At 41.8% G+C, this 17,512-nt stretch carries 19 protein-coding genes; 10 read left to right on the top strand and 9 right to left on the bottom strand.

Translation table 11 applies throughout. The annotated features are described in order from the left end of the window. Positions 1–32: 32 nt before the first annotated feature. Positions 33–1,709, bottom strand: a complete 1,677-nt coding sequence (locus tag R7Z50_RS04145; RefSeq protein WP_318148891.1) for a hypothetical protein — start codon at positions 1,707–1,709, stop codon at positions 33–35. Between the two features lie 985 nt (positions 1,710–2,694). On the opposite strand from R7Z50_RS04145, the gene R7Z50_RS04150 reads away from it, so the two are divergent. After that, positions 2,695–3,933, top strand: a complete 1,239-nt coding sequence (locus tag R7Z50_RS04150) for a tyrosine-type recombinase/integrase (RefSeq protein WP_017188305.1) — start codon at positions 2,695–2,697, stop codon at positions 3,931–3,933. Positions 3,934–4,382: 449 nt separating this feature from the next. On the opposite strand, the gene R7Z50_RS04155 is transcribed toward R7Z50_RS04150, so the two are convergent. After that, positions 4,383–5,348, bottom strand: a complete 966-nt coding sequence (locus tag R7Z50_RS04155) for a viperin family antiviral radical SAM protein (protein WP_186584384.1) — start codon at positions 5,346–5,348, stop codon at positions 4,383–4,385. A gap of 120 nt (positions 5,349–5,468) precedes the next feature. Beyond that, positions 5,469–7,640, bottom strand: a complete 2,172-nt coding sequence (locus R7Z50_RS04160; RefSeq protein WP_318148892.1) for a hypothetical protein — start codon at positions 7,638–7,640, stop codon at positions 5,469–5,471. Between the two features lie 353 nt (positions 7,641–7,993). Here R7Z50_RS04160 and R7Z50_RS04165 point away from each other — a divergent pair, with 353 nt between their 5' ends. The 5 genes from R7Z50_RS04165 to R7Z50_RS04185 all read left to right on the top strand — a co-directional run bounded on the left by R7Z50_RS04165 (position 7,994) and on the right by R7Z50_RS04185 (position 12,099). Next, positions 7,994–9,067: a hypothetical protein gene (locus R7Z50_RS04165; protein ID WP_318148893.1), complete on the top strand. Its 1,074-nt coding sequence runs from the start codon at positions 7,994–7,996 to the stop codon at positions 9,065–9,067. 144 nt (positions 9,068–9,211) lie between these two features. Beyond that, positions 9,212–9,448, top strand: coding sequence for a helix-turn-helix transcriptional regulator (locus R7Z50_RS04170; RefSeq protein WP_078531841.1), 237 nt, complete (start codon positions 9,212–9,214; stop codon positions 9,446–9,448). A 40-nt stretch (positions 9,449–9,488) separates the two neighbouring features. After that, positions 9,489–10,967, top strand: coding sequence for a YfjI family protein (locus R7Z50_RS04175; protein ID WP_318148894.1), 1,479 nt, complete (start codon positions 9,489–9,491; stop codon positions 10,965–10,967). A gap of 31 nt (positions 10,968–10,998) precedes the next feature. Further along, complete coding sequence (locus R7Z50_RS04180) at positions 10,999–11,238, top strand: helix-turn-helix transcriptional regulator (protein WP_318148895.1); 240 nt, start codon at positions 10,999–11,001, stop codon at positions 11,236–11,238. A gap of 204 nt (positions 11,239–11,442) precedes the next feature. Then, positions 11,443–12,099, top strand: a complete 657-nt coding sequence (locus R7Z50_RS04185) for an inovirus-type Gp2 protein (RefSeq protein WP_318148896.1) — start codon at positions 11,443–11,445, stop codon at positions 12,097–12,099. Between the two features lie 72 nt (positions 12,100–12,171). Here R7Z50_RS04185 and R7Z50_RS04190 read toward each other — a convergent pair whose 3' ends face one another. From R7Z50_RS04190 to radC, 6 genes are all read right to left on the bottom strand, one after another. Beyond that, positions 12,172–12,336: a hypothetical protein gene (locus R7Z50_RS04190; protein ID WP_176134350.1), complete on the bottom strand. Its 165-nt coding sequence runs from the start codon at positions 12,334–12,336 to the stop codon at positions 12,172–12,174. A gap of 245 nt (positions 12,337–12,581) precedes the next feature. Continuing rightward, positions 12,582–12,866, bottom strand: a complete 285-nt coding sequence (locus tag R7Z50_RS04195; RefSeq protein ID WP_186584374.1) for a hypothetical protein — start codon at positions 12,864–12,866, stop codon at positions 12,582–12,584. Positions 12,867–13,239: 373 nt separating this feature from the next. Next, positions 13,240–14,100 (bottom strand): hypothetical protein, encoded by an 861-nt coding sequence (locus R7Z50_RS04200; RefSeq protein ID WP_318148897.1) that lies wholly within the window; start codon positions 14,098–14,100, stop codon positions 13,240–13,242. A gap of 386 nt (positions 14,101–14,486) precedes the next feature. Then, positions 14,487–14,927, bottom strand: coding sequence for a DUF2787 domain-containing protein (locus R7Z50_RS04205; protein ID WP_318148898.1), 441 nt, complete (start codon positions 14,925–14,927; stop codon positions 14,487–14,489). Positions 14,928–14,999: 72 nt separating this feature from the next. Next, entirely contained in the window at positions 15,000–15,440 is a 441-nt protein-coding gene (locus R7Z50_RS04210; RefSeq protein ID WP_186584368.1) for a DUF2787 family protein, read from the bottom strand. Then, positions 15,437–15,913 (bottom strand): RadC family protein, encoded by a 477-nt coding sequence (gene radC / locus R7Z50_RS04215; RefSeq protein WP_017188287.1) that lies wholly within the window; start codon positions 15,911–15,913, stop codon positions 15,437–15,439. Before radC ends, R7Z50_RS04210 begins: the two co-directional genes overlap by 4 nt. Before the next feature lie 271 nt (positions 15,914–16,184). Between radC and R7Z50_RS04220 the strand changes: the two genes are divergently transcribed. The 4 genes from R7Z50_RS04220 to R7Z50_RS04235 all read left to right on the top strand — a co-directional run bounded on the left by R7Z50_RS04220 (position 16,185) and on the right by R7Z50_RS04235 (position 17,493). After that, entirely contained in the window at positions 16,185–16,388 is a 204-nt protein-coding gene (locus tag R7Z50_RS04220; protein ID WP_186584366.1) for a helix-turn-helix transcriptional regulator, read from the top strand. A 167-nt stretch (positions 16,389–16,555) separates the two neighbouring features. Then, entirely contained in the window at positions 16,556–16,714 is a 159-nt protein-coding gene (locus tag R7Z50_RS04225) for a hypothetical protein (protein ID WP_186584364.1), read from the top strand. A 204-nt stretch (positions 16,715–16,918) separates the two neighbouring features. Further along, the gene (mads1, locus tag R7Z50_RS04230; RefSeq protein ID WP_132699715.1) at positions 16,919–17,101 is read left to right on the top strand and encodes a methylation-associated defense system helix-turn-helix domain-containing protein MAD1; all 183 of its coding nucleotides are present in this window, start codon (positions 16,919–16,921) and stop codon (positions 17,099–17,101) included. Positions 17,102–17,109: 8 nt separating this feature from the next. After that, entirely contained in the window at positions 17,110–17,493 is a 384-nt protein-coding gene (locus tag R7Z50_RS04235) for a hypothetical protein (protein WP_318148899.1), read from the top strand. Positions 17,494–17,512 lie beyond the last annotated feature (19 nt).

A 17,512-nucleotide genomic window follows, 5' to 3' on the forward strand; every position in this document is an offset into this window, starting at 1 on the left:
CTTCCACTAAAAAAAACTGTATCTGCTTCATACTATAAAATGTCTTTGACATACTGATCTGGAGTTACCAGTGGAACAAAGGCTAATCTTGATAAAGGTATAGTATTAACATGTTCGGTATGTATTGTTTTCGAGAAGTGAACATTCTCTCTTGGTAGCCATTCAAGTGATTTTGCCCAGTATACTAGTTCTTTGAGGTGTTCAAAATTTTGAAAGCCTTCACGTAAAACATCGAGCGTAATCACTGGGATGTCGTCATCTTTAGATACTGCCCCACCAAACCCTTGAACAACTACAAAACCTTCAATATTCCAGCTACTGTAATCACTGTTATTATCATAGTCTGCGAACAAGCGATTAATGACCTCTTTACGGTTTTTATCTACGAATTGAATCTTCCTAGATAATTGCTGAACTTTCTGTTGGACTACTTTAATTTTATTGTAGACTTCTCTTGCATCTCCAGGCTGAAGAATCCACCTTAACTCAAGTAGTAAGATTGTTTTGGTTTTTTCATCAATAATTAAAACATCAATCTCTTCTTTTTGCTTTTTTATTTTTATCTCTTTGTTAAGCGCAACATATTTCCATTTGTTAAGTTCTTTAGATAAGTTTTCGACCATCTTATCTTCAAAAATTTGGCTTTGTCTATCAAAGTCACTTTTCATTATTCTTGCAGATAAGGACAGAATGTTACGTTGAACGTTACTAGTTAGAATATGCAGGCATGGTATGAGCAATAAATCTGTTTTGGTTCTATAAAGCGGTTGAAGTGCTGGATCCGGAGCTTCAGTATTATGACCATAGGTTAAAAAATCTATGAACTTCATCACATTCTCCCTGCCTATGTCAGCGAGGTATTCTAAGTCATTGCAAAGCTCATCTTTTGACATCGAAAGTAAAAGGCTAGAATCTGCGCCACCTTTTATTTTTTTCTGCTCTGCTACTTTATGTACCGTCAATATGTGGTAAAAGCATCTAATCAATAGAGAGTTGACTAAGCTCTGAGTCTCGAAACCGCCTCCCCAAGGAAAGACAAACTCTCTTGGTATAATTTCTTCCCTTTGAGGAATGTATTTGTATATTTTGGCAAGAGCTTTTGCATTATATTGGTATGTGACTTTCCTTTTTTTTACCTTAGCACTGTTCAACATCTCAGATAATATAGAAGCTATTTCAATATCGTCGTCATTTCTTAGCCAATAATGTAAAAGCCCTGTAATATCGGGAGAAGATTCCCCTCCATGGCCTAGTGCTTCTAGGGCGCTATATCTTGCATCTAGCCTACTGCTATACTCCAATTTATAACCAGAACCATCTTTTATAAAGTTCCCGCTGTCGTTGTATACAGCCATTATCAATCTACTGAGAGCTTCATATTTGCAGCCAGCTTCGATTAGGTTTGAGGATTTAATGTATGCTTGTGGAATAGTATCTTTCGGAAGCGATATTTTTTCATTCATTGATAAATCGGTCACGCGTTTCATACAGTGGCGTAATGAATATTTATAATCGTTTGCAAAGACAAAAAGATCCATCGGGTCTTTATCAACAATTCCAGAAAACAACATTCGGAGTCTATCTTCTCCCACTGTCAGAAGGTGCCATACTGAGATGTCTCTTAGAGGATGGGGCAGATCAAATCCATCAAACTCTTCATCAACAATGTTTTCTACTTCGGAAATGTGAACGATTTCTTGACTATTCATAAAAATCTCTTTGCTTATTTCGTAGGAAATGCTGCTACTAAAAACAGGTGGTCTCTATCAAAACGGTTTACTTTTGACGTTGATTTGACATTAATGCAATGAATTTACAAACAATTATTGTTTTAAGCAAGCGGCTTACCTAGGTATACAACAGCTTCTATGTCCATCCTGTGAGAGGAGAGACCTCGACTTCGAATATATCAGCAGCACCTTCGAGGTTTTCGAGGGTTCTGTCTTTAGTCAGTACACGGCCTGCTTCCAACTTCACGGTTTTTATACCTTATATATTGTTCATATATATTGATATTTTTCTTCTTGGTTACACATCAATCTCAAGACTAGATAGCTCCCGTATCAGCCTTGGCTCGAAGTGCAGACAAAATCAATGTTCCTTTTTCAGAAGGCGTCCTTGAAGTTTTAAGTAAGAAGTTTGCTAGAGGTAAACCATCAGCTTCGAACAAAGCAGGTAACAAAATGAACCAAGGGATAATACTTACAAAGCGTGCTCCTCATTTGGTATCAGGGGTCATATAGTCTATAAATAAGTGGTACAAAAAACTGGTACAAATCTAAGTATTAGAATAACATTAACTTGTTGATATTAAATGGTTTATGCTTGGTAGCTTGCAATCGAGAGTTCGAATCTCTCACTCACCGCCACATTCTTGAAGAAAGACGTCCTAGGACGTCTTTTTTTATGCCTATTATACTTCTAAATCAATAAGTTATCGTCCGATAACGTCCAAAGATGTCCTAGTTGGTTCGCCATTTTGGGGTATGACAAAGTGTATGTTTTAATCTTTCCCGACTTCGGGAATATACCATTTTAACCTGATCTGCTTAGCTCCTATTCAAGTGATTAGAAACTTAGGAATTACATGAGTTGCAGCTTTTATTCTCAATAAATCAATAGCTTAGGTTTAAGTGGTATGACGCGAAAAACTTAACTTTTTCTGAGTGTAGCTTAGTCATACCAGGGGGCAATATGTCGCACTTAATACATCGTCTGAAAGACAAGGAAATCGAACAAGCACAGGGCCGAGATCGAATCTATCGTTTACCTGATGGTGGTGGTCTCTATCTACTGGTGAAACCCAACAACCTCAAATACTGGGAGTTTCGTTACACAAAGCCAGGTACAAAAAACAGAACCTTCTTGGGATTGGGTAGCCTAGACATGCTCAATGTTGATGGTGCTCGTGACAAAGCGTTTGAGATGCGCAAACTTCTGAAGGAAGGTATTGACCCTAAGTTAGACAGGATCGAGAAGAGGACCCAGATTCAACAAGAGCAAGCTTGTACATTCAAGTCAGTCGCTGATGAATGGGTTAAGACCAAGACGAAACTAAAACCTAAAACCGTCCAAGGTAACTGGAGAAAGCTCGAGCTTTATGCTTTTCCTAAGTTCGGTGAGATCCCGGTTAAGTCACTGACGCCAATAATAGTTCAGGAAGCGTTTAGGCCGATTGCTCGTAGAGGCAAGTTGGAGACAGTAAAACGCACCATCCAGTTGGTAAATGAAATCATGCGCTTTGCCATTAATAGCGGTTTGATCCAACACAACGTTTTATCTGGAGTTGGGGAAACTTTTGCTTCTCCTGATGTGAAACACATGGCGGCACTTAAACCTGATGAACTAACAGAGTTACTACAGACAGTTGCAACTGCAAATATGCAGCTGGCTACCAAATGCTTAATTGAGTGGCAGCTGCACACCATGACTAGACCAAGTGAAGCTGCTGGTGCTCGCTGGGATGAGATTGACATAGAAAATCGACTCTGGATTATTCCAGACACACGGATGAAAATGAAACGTGAACATCGCATTCCATTGACTGATCAGACTATTGCCATACTGGAGCGCATACATCCTATCAGTGGGCATAGGGTGCATGTATTTCCATCTATGCGCTTCCCTAAGCGGTCTATTGACTCTGAGACCATCAATAAGGCCCTGGGACGCATCGGGTTCAAAGACCGCACCACCGCGCATGGTATGCGCTCTCTCGCCAGTACTACGTTGAATGAAAGAGGTTTTGATCCGGATATCATTGAAGCAGCTTTAGCTCACCAGGACCGTAATGCTATCCGCTCTGCCTATAATCGAACAGATTACCTGGAACGCCGACGAAAAATGATGGAGTGGTGGAGTAGTTACATCGATGATGCGGCAGTTGGTTCACTATCTGTAACTGGCGCAGTGCACTTAAGGGCTATCGGCTGAGAGGGAAACCAACAGGAAATTAAAAAAAGGGCCGTGCTACGGTACAGCCCTCTCTCTATCGTCACATCACTTCATGTTTACATTTAACCCAATCAATTAGTATCTTTTGGCTTTGGTCAAATGCCAACCTTCACCGTGCTTGCACTTATACACTTCTAACTCAATGCCTTGCTCTTCGTAAATGATATTAGCTCTGAGCCTGGCTTCTTTGCTTGTAGGGTATGAATTTTTGTATTCCCCGATAGCGGAAGTGCATCTGGAGCACTTTTTACTAGGTGTAAGCCTAGACTTTGGAGATAAATGCCATTGCCTGCACTTCTCGCATTTATAGGGTGCTAGATCATTCCCATATACATTTCTAGAGTATTCAGCGGCAACTTGTGCCTCAAACTCCGTATAGTAAACACTTAGAGGTTTTCCGGACACTTTCCCTAGGCATGTCTCACTTTTCATATCAGCACCTCATCAGAGATGTTGGACATGTTTTTGACATGGTAACGAGACTTAAAACGATTACAATTGAAGTTTACTTGGCTCAATGCCGCCTCTACACCTACATCAGTAATACGCTCACTGTAACTATAACCAGACATACCATTATTGTTTTGATAAAAACGTCCGTTTGGGTCAATCATCAAGTATGACTCAGTCATTGTATTGTTTGACTCAGGAGATATTGGTAAGCCCTTACCTGAATGTTTCTCAACAAACCTACGAAACTGATCATCTGAAATTAACAGTTCATGCTTATCAGTAGGCATCACCTGGAGCACTTTCCATTTGTCTACTGCTATGCTTGAAATTAGATGAGTAAAGTCTTCTTCCCAGTTTAGAGCGTTTACAACGGTGTTAATTTTTGTCTTCAATCCTTTTTGGGTGTGCGATAGAAGTTGTAGTGCGAGCTGAAGTTCATCTTCGTTTAGTGAATTGCCTCTTCTATCAATGCGGCCTAACTTTCTTCTTACGGAGGGTTGTTGACTATCGAAGCTAATGCCAATCATATCCAGTGTATTAACGGGTAATTCGAAACGCCGTCTTAACAGGTAGCTACCATTAGTAATGATTGAAGTTTGGAATCCTTTTTGTTTCGCCATTACTAAAGCAGTAGAGAATGCGCTACCTAGCATCATTGGCTCACCACCAGCAAAATTTAAACGTACATCCTGGTAACCAAGCATTCTTTTGATCTCTGGGTTACCAAGAATGAAGTAGTTAGCTAGTTTGTCGAGCAGTTGTTCAATAGAGCTCAATGAGCAATGCAGCTCATTGGGTTTTCCCCACTTAGCAAAGCAATAGGTACAGTTATAGTTGCAAGCTTCTGTGATGTGCCAGTTGATTACGAGTTCATTTAACTGACTAGAGGTCATTCTGTTCGCTGCGTTGGCGTTAGCAACACCGTGAGTTTTTGTAGGCATACGTATACTCCTTGACTGGCCTACAAGAGTAGGCCGTAAAGTTTTTACATGGCGGACGGCAAACGTCGGAGTAGGAGCATCGGGCTCCAGTACACCAAGATGGAATGAGTTGAATGTAGTTTATGGGTTACGCATTAAGGTGCGTCTGGTTTTGAGGGCTCCCTCATGATTTATTGTCATACCGAGATTTTGTCGCTGGCAGATAAGTAACCACCATTCAGCGGCAATAATGCCTCGCTTCAAATCTGCGATAGTAGAGTTCTTTTTTGTGTTTCTTCGGACAGCTTTGTAACATTCATTTGCGATTGCACGTACATCCGGATCAGGATCTGACTGTTTGATGAAATACACTGCTTTATGAACTTTGCCGTTAAGATCAACCCCTAACTCAGTTAGTGCCTTTAAGTATCCTTGTCGCCAAACTGAAGATCGTTCGACTATTTGTTCAACTGCGTATTGTTTATCACGCGCTTTTTCGCCTTTGCGAAGGCGTAAACGGCTCAGACAAAACTCAGCTAATTCGTGAGTACAAGCTATATAGGGCTGCGATAACTTTTTTTCATAGTTTTCTGGTGCTTCGCCCAAATTGATGACTTCATTATTATCAAAAAGTTTCTTAGCAAGGTCGCTAATAGGCTCATACCACTGGTTCGTGCTCGTATTGAAGGAACGATCTCGTAACGAAATCGCCTCATCAGCAAAGGAACTCGAATAAGAACGCATTAATAACATACGATGACGAAAAGATTTGCTTGGCTGAACCTTGTCTAGTCTTTCCAATAAAACCCTGAGCAGATCACTATAGTAGAGAGGTGTTTCTGTTTCGTCAGACTTAGAGATTTCTCCTCTCAAAATACCAATGCTTTTATCAATATACGGAGTTAGATTTTCACCATGTAAACAACGAATAGCAGTAGTAGTCCATTCAGGGATTAACCTCTTTGGAAAATTAACTGTTTCAGGAAGCCCTCGAAACAGTTCGCGCCACCATTCAGAACAGGCGGAATAGAACTCAGAAGAGACTCCCCTTCTTGCAGGGGCATGAGCCGATAAAATGCGAAGTTGCTTCTCAATTTCTAACTCATTTATATTCGCCAAGAAAAGATCTTTCCAGGTAGCAAAAAAAGTTTCGCATACCCATTTTTCAGAGCTACTAGATAACTCTGGCGCTCTTTGCTTGTCGCCCAAAATGCGGTCAAAGTCTTGCTGGATCGACCATCCTATCCAAGTTTCTAATTGCTGTGAGCTCAATTGAGAACATAATGCTTCCAGCTCGTTGTTGCGACGAATGTCCAGTTCTTCATGACGTTGTGTCTCCCAATCAAATTCTCTGTAGAAACCATGGGATATATGGTTAAAGTACCGGTCAACTTGATTAGCCCATTGTTCAAGTTCTGGGCCTGAAGCATTATCTAAGTTAAAACTTAGAATCAAAACCTTCTCAAGCTCCTGCTTTGTGTGGTTGAGCCAGTTAGTTAGAGATCTTTTGATCTCTTCGTCATCAAAGTCTTTCTGCCAAACTAGTGACTCAAGCCGTTCCCATGGCGTGCCCCAAAAAAAACTAGATAAGTCACAAGAAATTCGTCCCATTTCTGCATCATGTTTGAGCCATGTTTGTAAGAATTCTAGGCCAAGTCGGATTGATTGAGCGTGTTCGCAAGGGGAACTAGAATCATCTTCTGATGAAGCTAGCGATAGTAGTCCTTTAAATAAGGTCGACTCGTCTGAGTGGTATCTTAAACTGTCAAACGGTGGAGCAATAAAGTACAAGCAATCCCAAAGAATGTGCAGTCTCTCATTTCCATTGAGGGAACAAAACGCATCATCATTGAAAAACTCTGTGGTGAAAAAAAGCTCATCATCATAGTGATTTCGAACAAACCAACCATATGAGCTAAAGTGTTTTTCCATTCCCGCTTTATAGAAGCTGTAAGGAGAGGTTGGAAAATATGTGTTTGCTACGTCAGTCAAAAATTTGAATAGTGATGACTCTTTATAGGAATCGTCAGCACGAAATGGCTGTAAGCGAAAACGAATGTTTATATTTTGGCAAAACGCTAGCGCCACGCACTTTTCTGGTTCAGAGTTCTGCTCGTTAGCGGTAGTCAACGCATCTTCAAGGCGTGACGAGTTATAAAAGACATCAATCCAGTTTTCTGAAAAGTGTTTAATCAATAACGTTCGGAAATTACCTTGAATTTCAAATTCATCAAGTGCTTGCACGAAACGTTCAACGGGATCTTTTTTTTCATCGAGGGAGCGATTGCCAAATGGCGCATCTATCCTGCACATAGTTTTCTCCAATAAAAATGGGAGTTAGGTTTCACTTATAGAATTAACCGGAGCAGTGTCCGGATTTGCAGCTGAAACCTCCCGTGCAATAGAGGGGAGCGGAAAAGTGAGTAACGTACTCGGTAGCCGACTGCAATTTAGTCCAAGAAACCCTAAGTGAATTTCTTAACATTGTCAACATCTTGGGGACACAATAAGAAAAGATGAGCATTCTAATCGGCGTTTGAAAGCTCACCACCAAGTAGTGTCGAATCTTGTTTCTCTGTGAAGTTTTGATCTCTCTAGCGGCGTACTGTTGCTATTTCTGCTACTAATAGCAACAAATAGCTATAGTTTTAAGGGCAGAGAACTACATGATGAAAAGACCCCGCCGACTTGATGAAGTAGATTCGGATACTTCAATTGGTGACAAGTTGAGGAAGTGTCTTGAGCTTGACATTCCGGTGCTAATCCAAGTTCCGGCATCCATGGATGTATGGGCGATAGACCCAAAGTTAAACCAGTTAACGAAAAAGGATGTTGTTTTAAGTGAGTCAAACGTTGTTACGCAGCTTCCGCTAAGAATTCATCTCTTAGGTGGGCAATCTCTTCCTCCTTCAGAGAAACCTCATATTCACACTTCGAATTTGGTAGCATCAACAAAGTTAGCGCATGTCGAATACTTGCAGTTGAAGCATAGCGATATCCCCAGGTTACTGGCGCTTCACCAGTTGGAGCTTGGTAAGTTTGATGCTGTTTTCGTTTACGACAACGAGACTTGTGAATACAGTTTGTGCAAGTCTGTGCCTGTATCAAGATACAGTTTTAGTATCGATGAAACTGATAGCCGAGCGAACCTTGAAAGCGCTCTAATAGGAAAGATCAAGTTTTCGGACCGAGAGTTGGATTATGTAGTTTGTAACCAATACAGCGGAGAGGAACAGTATAATCACCCGGTTGATATCATCGAAAATTGTTCTGTAACTCAGTCTGAATGTTGGATCTTGGAAGAGCATCTATCACTTTTAACCTTTGATAACTCTAGCTATGAAACTAGTCGATTTTTTCTGGAACCTAGGTTCCATATATCAACAGCATTCGTGGAGCTTTCAAAAGCTGCTTTTGAGCTTCTGGAAATGGGTAAAAAGCCTATATCTGGTGGAACATCTGGCTACTTGGGCAGCAAACATAAGTGTTTCAAGCCAAAGTATGTCAGAGAAGGGGGGACGTTGATCATCAATCGTAGTAAAAAAGAACCTGGAAACAATTACTTTGAGAAGCTGAAGGGGATTTTTGAAACATATTGGGCCGGAAAACACAACCAAGATAATGCTGAAGTGCGCAGAGTAACTCAAAACGTCATTTACATACTAGAGACAGAACTGGGGCTCAAGTCGAGCAGTGCCAACGGGGTTGAAATGATATTGAGACCGGATAAATACAAATAAATTAAAAAATTTTTTAGGAGTCCAGAGCCTTGTCTTTACAGGCTTAGGGATTCCGTTTATAGGGATTTCCTATCGGTGGCTCCTTTTTCCTATTCCCTGACTTAGTGTTTACTTCTCCCATCAAATCAATTTGGGAGAAGCAATATGCAAAACCACCACACACCACATTCAAATCGAATCCTTCGCTTGAAAGACATAGCGTTGCTGACCGGCTTGTCTCGGTCAACGATTTATGACAAGCAAAACCCTAAGTCCCCGCGGTTTGACTCGACATTTCCTCTGAAGATCCAGCTTGGGGCAAGAGCTGTTGGCTGGCGAGAAAAGGACATCATCGAGTGGATCAACTCTATGAGATGTGGACCTACTCTGGGCGCCAAATAGCAAGCAATTGTTCATTAAACCGAATGAGGAGGAGGACATCGTGAATCACTATAGATATCAATTTCCTACTGATGGAGGGCATACACCTAAGGTTGAATATTCAAAGTTGATCACTAATGCGTTCAATGAGGCGAAGACAATAACTCAAGCACCAGATCCAATGGTGTACTTAGCAACCATTAGCGCTGTGTCCGTTGCTATGCAGGGCTTGATTAATGTTGAAATGCCAACGAGAAAGGTGGCGCCGGTTTCTCTGATGTCATTAATTATTGCGGAATCTGGAGAGCGGAAGTCATCGCTAGAAAATTTACTTACGAAGGGGATTAAATCATTTCATAAGGAAAATGCTGAGCAATACCAAAACAAGTTAAAGGAGTACAAGATCAGAGAAACGCTTTTCGAGAAGAGAAAAACTCAAATCGAAAAGTCATTTGATTTGGAAGATGAAGCATCTTTGGAGCCAATGGTTAGAGCTCTACTAGAGCATGAAAACAATGCTCCGCAGAAGCCTACGCTTGATAGTCTCAGCTTTGAGGACAGCACAATTGAGGCGTTGCTTACTGGATTAAGTGAACATATTCCTAATGCTTACCTTGGTTCTAGTGAAGGAGGAGTACTTTTAAACAGCCGAGTAATGTCCCACACAGCAAGCCTCAATGCCATATGGAGTGGCGATGAAGTAACGGTAAATAGGAAAACATCGGGTACTTTTACGCTGGAACAAGCTCGACTCACTATCAACATTATGACGCAATGGAGTGCGTTAGAACGATTTTTAACGAAAAACAAAGACGATGTTCGTGGCAATGGCTTCCTGTCTCGATTCCTAGTCTGCGCACCTCAATCAAATTGTGGTTTTAGGCAATCCAATGGTATCGAATACTCGTCGGAAAACCTTGTTGCCTTCAACAAAAGACTTAGCGAATTAATGTTTCAAGCGTCAGAGCTAACAGACTACACAACTAGGAGGGTTGTTCGGTTCTCTAATGAGGCAAAAAAAATCTGGCTCGATATCGCTAATGATATCGAATTCAAGATGGCGCCAGAAGGTGTTTTTGAGCATGTAAAAGATCACGCTTCCAAGCTACCTGAGAATATAGCTCGCTTAGCTGCGCTCATTCATAGTTTTGATGATTTGTCAGAGGGAGAAATTTCTAAAGAGGCATTATTTGAGGCTATTGATCTCATCGCTTATTTCTCTAATGAGTTTATTAAAGTTTTTTCAACTAAGCCTAAATATGAGATAGATGCTGAGAATTTATATTATTGGTTCAGAGAACAAGCTGATATGGGGGTTAGATATATAAAGAGAAACAAGGTTCTTCAGTTTGGGCCTAATGGAACAAGGAATAAAAAATCACTCGATATTGCTTTGGACTACCTTAAAACGATAGAGCCATTTGGGGAGATTCTAGTAAAGAAAACTAAGGTTATAGATTTGTTCCCCCATTATTCACACGATGAAGTTAAGCTCAAAGATGATTTGCTATTAGATATTGTGCATCAATGGGATTATTAGCGTTTCTACTCTTTAGCGATGAGGATGTTGAATGAATTTGATTACGCTACTTCAGGTTAAGAACTTAACAGGGCTCAGTAAAACGAGTATTTATAAGCTAATGAAAAACGGATGCTTTCCATTAAATATTAAAGTTGGGAAAAGGTCTAGTCGCTGGGTAGAGAGTGAGGTAATTGAATGGTCAAGGACAGAGCGGTTATTATCAAACTTCCCTGAAATAACGAATGCCCAGAAAAAAATAAACTATGTCTTTAATGATGGGAATAAATAGAGAGTTGCTTGTCCGTAATTATTGCGTCATCTCTCTGTTCTTATTTTTAAATGATAACTATTTTACCTGAATGGTGACTTCGGAAAAGGTTATTTACTATTAGGTTTTATCTTCTGCTAGTTTATCTATTCCATAAGTATCTTTAAAAATTAAATTTCTTTTATTCTAAGATTTATTATCTATTATTAAACTATTGGAGTTGGTATGTATTTCGAACCATATCAAGGAACACTATACTCTGGGCTTACCCTTAATCGTAATTGTCAATTTAATGGACGTTATTTAGAGTCTGTTCATCAGACATTGATAAACGCATTAAACGACCACAAGAGGACATTTCTGTTTCATGCGATATTGCGGTATCCAATCAACTGGTGTGTTGGTAGAGATGGTGCTATCAGTCGGTTTATTAGGGCATTCAAAGCCAAGGTTGAAGCCGATTTACAGAGTAAGCGTAGAGAAGGAAGGGTACCGCATCAGACTAGAGTTCGTTATGTATGGGTTCGAGAGGTGAATGAATCTCAGAAGGAACATTATCATGTATTCATTTTGGTTAACAACGATACATATTACAGAATCGGTCATCCCAACTCTTCTATGCCTGGTCAATTAAGCTGGATGGTCAGTTCTGCATGGGCTAGCTCAATTGGATTAATGGAAGAGAGCGTTTCTGGATTAGTTGAATTCTCCGGTTCAAAAAAAGTGGATGTTAAACGTATACCAGATAGCCATCGGAAAGAACGTGATGGTGTTGTGCGCGACTCTTTTGAATCTGCCTTTCACTGGATGACGTACATTTGCAAAATTCAGACGAAGAGATATGGATATAATGAGAGAAACTTTGGGTGTAGTCGAAATTAAGAAGTTTTGCATTTGGGGAGTCATACTCCCCTGTTGGATTTCATTGACGCGAGGGTTACAGCTAAGGGGTGACTATTCGAGAAATGGTCCTTTAGCTGGGTCGTGATTCTCTTTATCATGAATCTTTTGCCTCACGTCAGTCTCATCCTTACCTTTTGTGACTAGTTTTTTAATTTTACTTTCTTTCTCTTCAGCGTAATCTTGTTCTTGCTCTTCTAAACGAAAATCATGGGGCATAGCACGGAGTCCTTTAACAGATCTGTTGAAGAGATATGTTATCAATGAGGTAGCCCTACATTTGATGATACTGGTCTAATTCTCGCAAAAAAGCCTTTTTCTTTAATAATATATGTCTCAAAGGAGGCTAGTTTAGGATCGTAGCAGCAGCGTTTAGATCTTGTCGTGCTCCGCCTAGGTTTGTGGTTTGCACTCGTGATTAAGGAAGTCCAAAAAAATAGGGAGCATCATGCTCCCCTACACACTTACAAGCCAAACGCATTTAGCGCTTGCTTATACTCTTGATTGATTTGTTGTTTGACCATTTCGCGACGTGCTTCTATCGGTGCACGATCTGAGATGGCCTGCGCCTTTTGCTCAAGGTCAGTCAGTTCTTCTGCTTTCCATTGTTTTAAAGTCACTTCAATTTGAGCTGGTGTGAGCTCCTGCTTAATGGTTTCAATGCATAAACGCTCAATCGCACTTTCAGCAAAAACGTTCGTAGATAGCACTACAGAAGCGATAACGACAGTTTTGATTATAGATTTCATAGTGTGTTCCTTATTAGCTAAATGGATGAATAAATCATTGAATTAGTAAGTGATAAGACGACAGGTTGTGCGCGGGATATATTGTCGGAGATGGGTATGCGGGATATGCCTGAGAGCCATACTGAGGGGACGGCCGTTCCCCTCGACTTGAGTTCCTTAGGTAAAGCGAAAACAAGGCACAATATCGAAGAGCTGACGCTTTCTGCCTTTGTAAGCCAGCCAGTGGAGTTTCGCTGGTTAACTTACGCGCCGACTCATCAAGTCTTGTGCTATGGCTCTGCGGGAATTAGGGAAGTAAGCAGCCCTGTAGTTCCGCAGAAAATTGAAACAGGTATAGAGAAAAACCTGCTGCGGCATTACTTGCCGGATCGGTTTAGTTTTCCGTCAGGTAACTGTCTGAATCCAAATCGATATGTTTAACGTAGAGCTCTGGTTGTAGAGAATACTGATGCAACTGAAAGTCGGCGGGGTAGTCAAAGTGGAAGGTTAAAACCTTGACTTCTGCTAAGTGGTGCAACGCAATGTCGAATGTGTGGTCGTCTGATTGATAGACAAGATGGAAAGAGTGAATCGAGAGTAAAAGGCCAAGTGGCATCATGCTTTCGATAGTCTCTCCAGTTTTTAAGGTAATGGTTATGAGCCGCTGATACGTTAGGGCTAACGAGAGCGGTTCAAAAATGGTGACCAACTCCTCAACTGTCTCAACTGGACAGAAAGTAGAATGGGTACCAGCCCTTGTGTTTTCTCCTTGTTTTCGTTGTAAGCCCGGATAACTGCGCTGGTGGTTGAGTATCGGTTGAAAAGCCGATTCAACGGCGTAGTGTAGCTGGTCCGGAAGAGCGTCTGTGATCATGGCTTTGGCGAGCTCTAAAACGATGAACTCTCGGGGACCTAATACAAACTGACTCGTTAATCGGCGGCTGTATCCGTATGGCTTGTTTCTCGTATCTTTGTCCACATCGAGATATTGCGCCACCACATCCAGATTGCGCTGTATGGTGCGGATGTCTCGAGTGATACCAACGTGGGACAATTCGGTTTGTAGCTCTTGAGCAGTGACTTTGCGGCCTCTGGGGATGCGATGATACAGCTCAAAAGCGAAAGACAACTGTTCGGTAGTTGTGGGTTTACGTTTGGTTGTCATGGCGTTTTTGTATAGGCTGTGTGCTTTAGCTGGCGGAAAGCTGCACATGCTAATGAGCAAAGAGGCAATACTTGCCGTATCGATACTCAACGTTGCTCCTGATTTATCAGGGGCGTTTATGCCGATATGAATGGTGAACGGTGTTGTTCCTCCTTGGTTGTGCTGGGAATTCGAATTGTTTGAATTTTTTTACTCAAACTTACCTATATCTATGAGAGCAGTGAGTCATCACAGCTCTTGGCCTCAGTAGACAGACGTTTGCTGGGGTCAGGTGGGGTATCAAAACGCTGGGGCCTCTATAAAGTAGTGGAGCACGGAGTGCGACTTCCTTTTTCTTGGTTCTTCTTTTTGTTTAGAACCCGTTAGTAGGACAGTGTTAACTCTACTCTGAGTGAGATAGTGATTTTCTCTAATCCCTAATCACAGTGACAGGTAACAGGTGCCTTATCGCACCTGCTACTACTCAATAGACCTATTCAATGACTGGATAGCTTTATCTCATTAAATGCATCCATCTCCAGATACGACAGAAAGTTAGATTCCCACATCTGATAGAAATCATTTACGCCATAGGCATCGATAGCTTGCCAGCCTACGCCAGTGAAAAAGGCCATGTTGTTACCGATATCGAAATCGACATTACGTTCAAGTTCTGGGTAATAGCTACCCATATAGGCAAAGTCAGTGATGTAGAGAAATGACCAACGCTGTTTGCTGTCTTTCTGCATGGCGATTTCTACCGGATGAAAGCCACCAGCCTCAGCACTGTAACTGGTATCACGAAAGTTCAGCGTGATTGCTGTGACGGAGTCGTTAGCTTTAGTGTTGATGTGGTCTATCAGTACGGTTTGTAGCTGAGGTGAGATAGACAAAGGGCATTTGTTAAATAACGCTTTCGCGCGGGTTGTGGTAGACATAACGGTTTCCTTGGTAATAGGTGTATGGTCAGGTTGATAATGTCGATGTGAAAATCGTTTGAATTGGATTGCTCAGAAGCGACTGACGACCTTCAGAGTCTGCGTGTCGAACTGGTTGTCCTGAAGGTGACCGATAAAGGCCTTAAGCCAAGCGATGAATAGTGCGATGACTTCCGGGCGGAATAACTCGCACCGTTCGATATCCGGTTGATAGAACCAGCGGTACTTAAAGTTGAAGTACAACGCGACATCGACGCTTTCTGCTTTCTCATCTGGGTAATCAAAGGTAGCAATGAAGCGAAGCTCCCACGGTGAATCTGGTGTGGCTCGTTCAAGCTGTATCTCTACTGGCTGGATGCCGCAGCGCTCGGTGTAGAAGCTCGAGACCTTAAAGTTAAGGACCACGCGTTTGCTGTCTTCTGGAATCTGGTAACAGCTCAGGATGAGCTCAGTAAGCTGGTGGAGGCTTGCAAGCTGAAAGGTTGACGCCATCTCTTTCAAAATATTGCTCATAGCATGCCTCCTTCCGCCATCGAGTAGCAGTCTTCGCCCACTACGATATGGTCCAGTACGCGAACATCAATCAGGGCCAATGCGTCTTTGAGTCTTTGCGTGATTCGCCTGTCGGACTGTGATGGTGTTGCGTCTCCTGAAGGGTGGTTGTGAGCCAGTATGACAGCGGCTGCATTCTTTTCTAGGCAGACTTTGACCACCTCTCTTGGGTAAACACTGGCGCTGTCTATCGTGCCGTAAAACAGCTCGTTGAACTCAATCAGGCGATGCTGGTTATCGAGAAGCATGAGAGCGAACACTTCCCGTTCATAGCTTCCCAGTCTGTACTTGATGTAATCCTTCGTTGCATTTGGATTGCAGAAAGCATCTCCTCTCAGATATTTCTCCGCGATTATTTCAGCGGCTTTTTCTAGTACTTGGTGAGCAGATATTGGCTCATGGAACGAATAGTGTCGGTTACTTAAATCGTGCATATAGAAACTCCTGTTAGTGGGTATACGCACTTGGATGATATGTACCTGAAATTTGTTTGAATCGACTAAATGCCTAGTCGTATTTAGCTGGGGATAATAAACCTACTGGGACTTACTTAATCTATGTAGGGATGGGGTGTAAGAAACAGACTTTATGGGTCAGGTTGAGTCATTCAGCAGGGCCATTTTATTTTATGTGGACCTACTCGGACCTCCCTATACCCCTAGCCGGGGCTTAGCGTCTGTTGAAAACTAATATGAGGGAAATGAAATGAGGTTCTTGAGACTAGACGAAGTGAGAGATAGGACTGGTTTAAGTAAATCAGCTATTTACAACCAAATTAAAAAAGGAGAGTTCCCGGTGAGCGTACCAATAGGTTCACGAACAGTCGCCTGGCTTGAAAGCGACATAAACGAATGGCTGGAATGGCGGGTACAGGTTCGAGATCGCGCTGTGAAAGGCTTCTTTAGCTGAAACTGGTGATTCTGTTAACCGACAAACCTCAAATGGTATTGCTGTTATAGGTAATTTCTGCCTTTTGTGGTTTAGGTGAAGTGTGAGGTGCTTATCAGAATGTAGATGCTATCTACTTGTAAAGTTTGAAATTGTTTTGAAACTAACTCTTACAAGGATAAGCGCGAATGAAGCAGTATATGGTAGAAGGTGATTTGAGCTCAGATAAAAGCAGTGAAGCGTATCCGACGAAGACGCTTTGTGATGATTGTGTTGAACAATATAAAGTTATTACTACTGAAGGTAGCTCTGAAGGACCTTGTGATGACTGTGAGTCTGAAGAATAAGCTAATCTAGTCATGACTATCTTGTATTGAACTGATGTTACAACTCAACCAAGAGTTATCGTCACCGCACTCTTTAAGAGTGCGGTACAAATAATAAGCGCCCAATCTCATAACCCCACCTAGATCATTGTCCATTGCCCAATTTTCCCATATTCTCTCACTATCAATTCTGATGAATTAAACCAAAATGAGATAACACTCTGAATGGTAGACCAAATTTTAACCTTGAAAGAGGTGGCCGCTTACCTAAAGCTGGCTGAAAAAACTGCATACAGATTAGCAAGCGAAGGAAAGCTACCGGGCTTTAAAGTCGGTGGTTCTTGGCGCTTCAAGCGTGAAGACTTAGATGCATGGATTAATACGCAAATCCAACAAACTGATCGGTGAGGCTCTCTGTGGACCAAGAGATTCAGAAGGCAAAGCTAAACCAGCTGTTAGTGCAGTTAAGAGCGGAGCCGAATACGGCAGAAGTCATCTTTGATGAGCACCAAGAACTTTGGCGCACATTAAACTTCAGCCAAGCTCAAGTGGGGCTGTGGCTTGCATCATTGCGAGTCGACAACGAGATTAATTATCCAGGCGCAGATTACAACGTCACACCGGATATTTCTTCGCACCTCATTGAGTTATTGCAGAAAGCAGGTGGGCGAATGCCTTTGGCGCAAGTGTTGAAAAAGCTTCCTGCCGGGGTCGTGACCTCAGAACAACAAATTCGCAAATTGGTGCAGCAGCACAGCCAGCTTCAAGTCAAAGGGCCATTTTTGGTTCTGGAAAATTAATTGCTGCATTCAACTCAAA

Source organism: Vibrio sp. 1249-1, assembly GCF_033340495.1.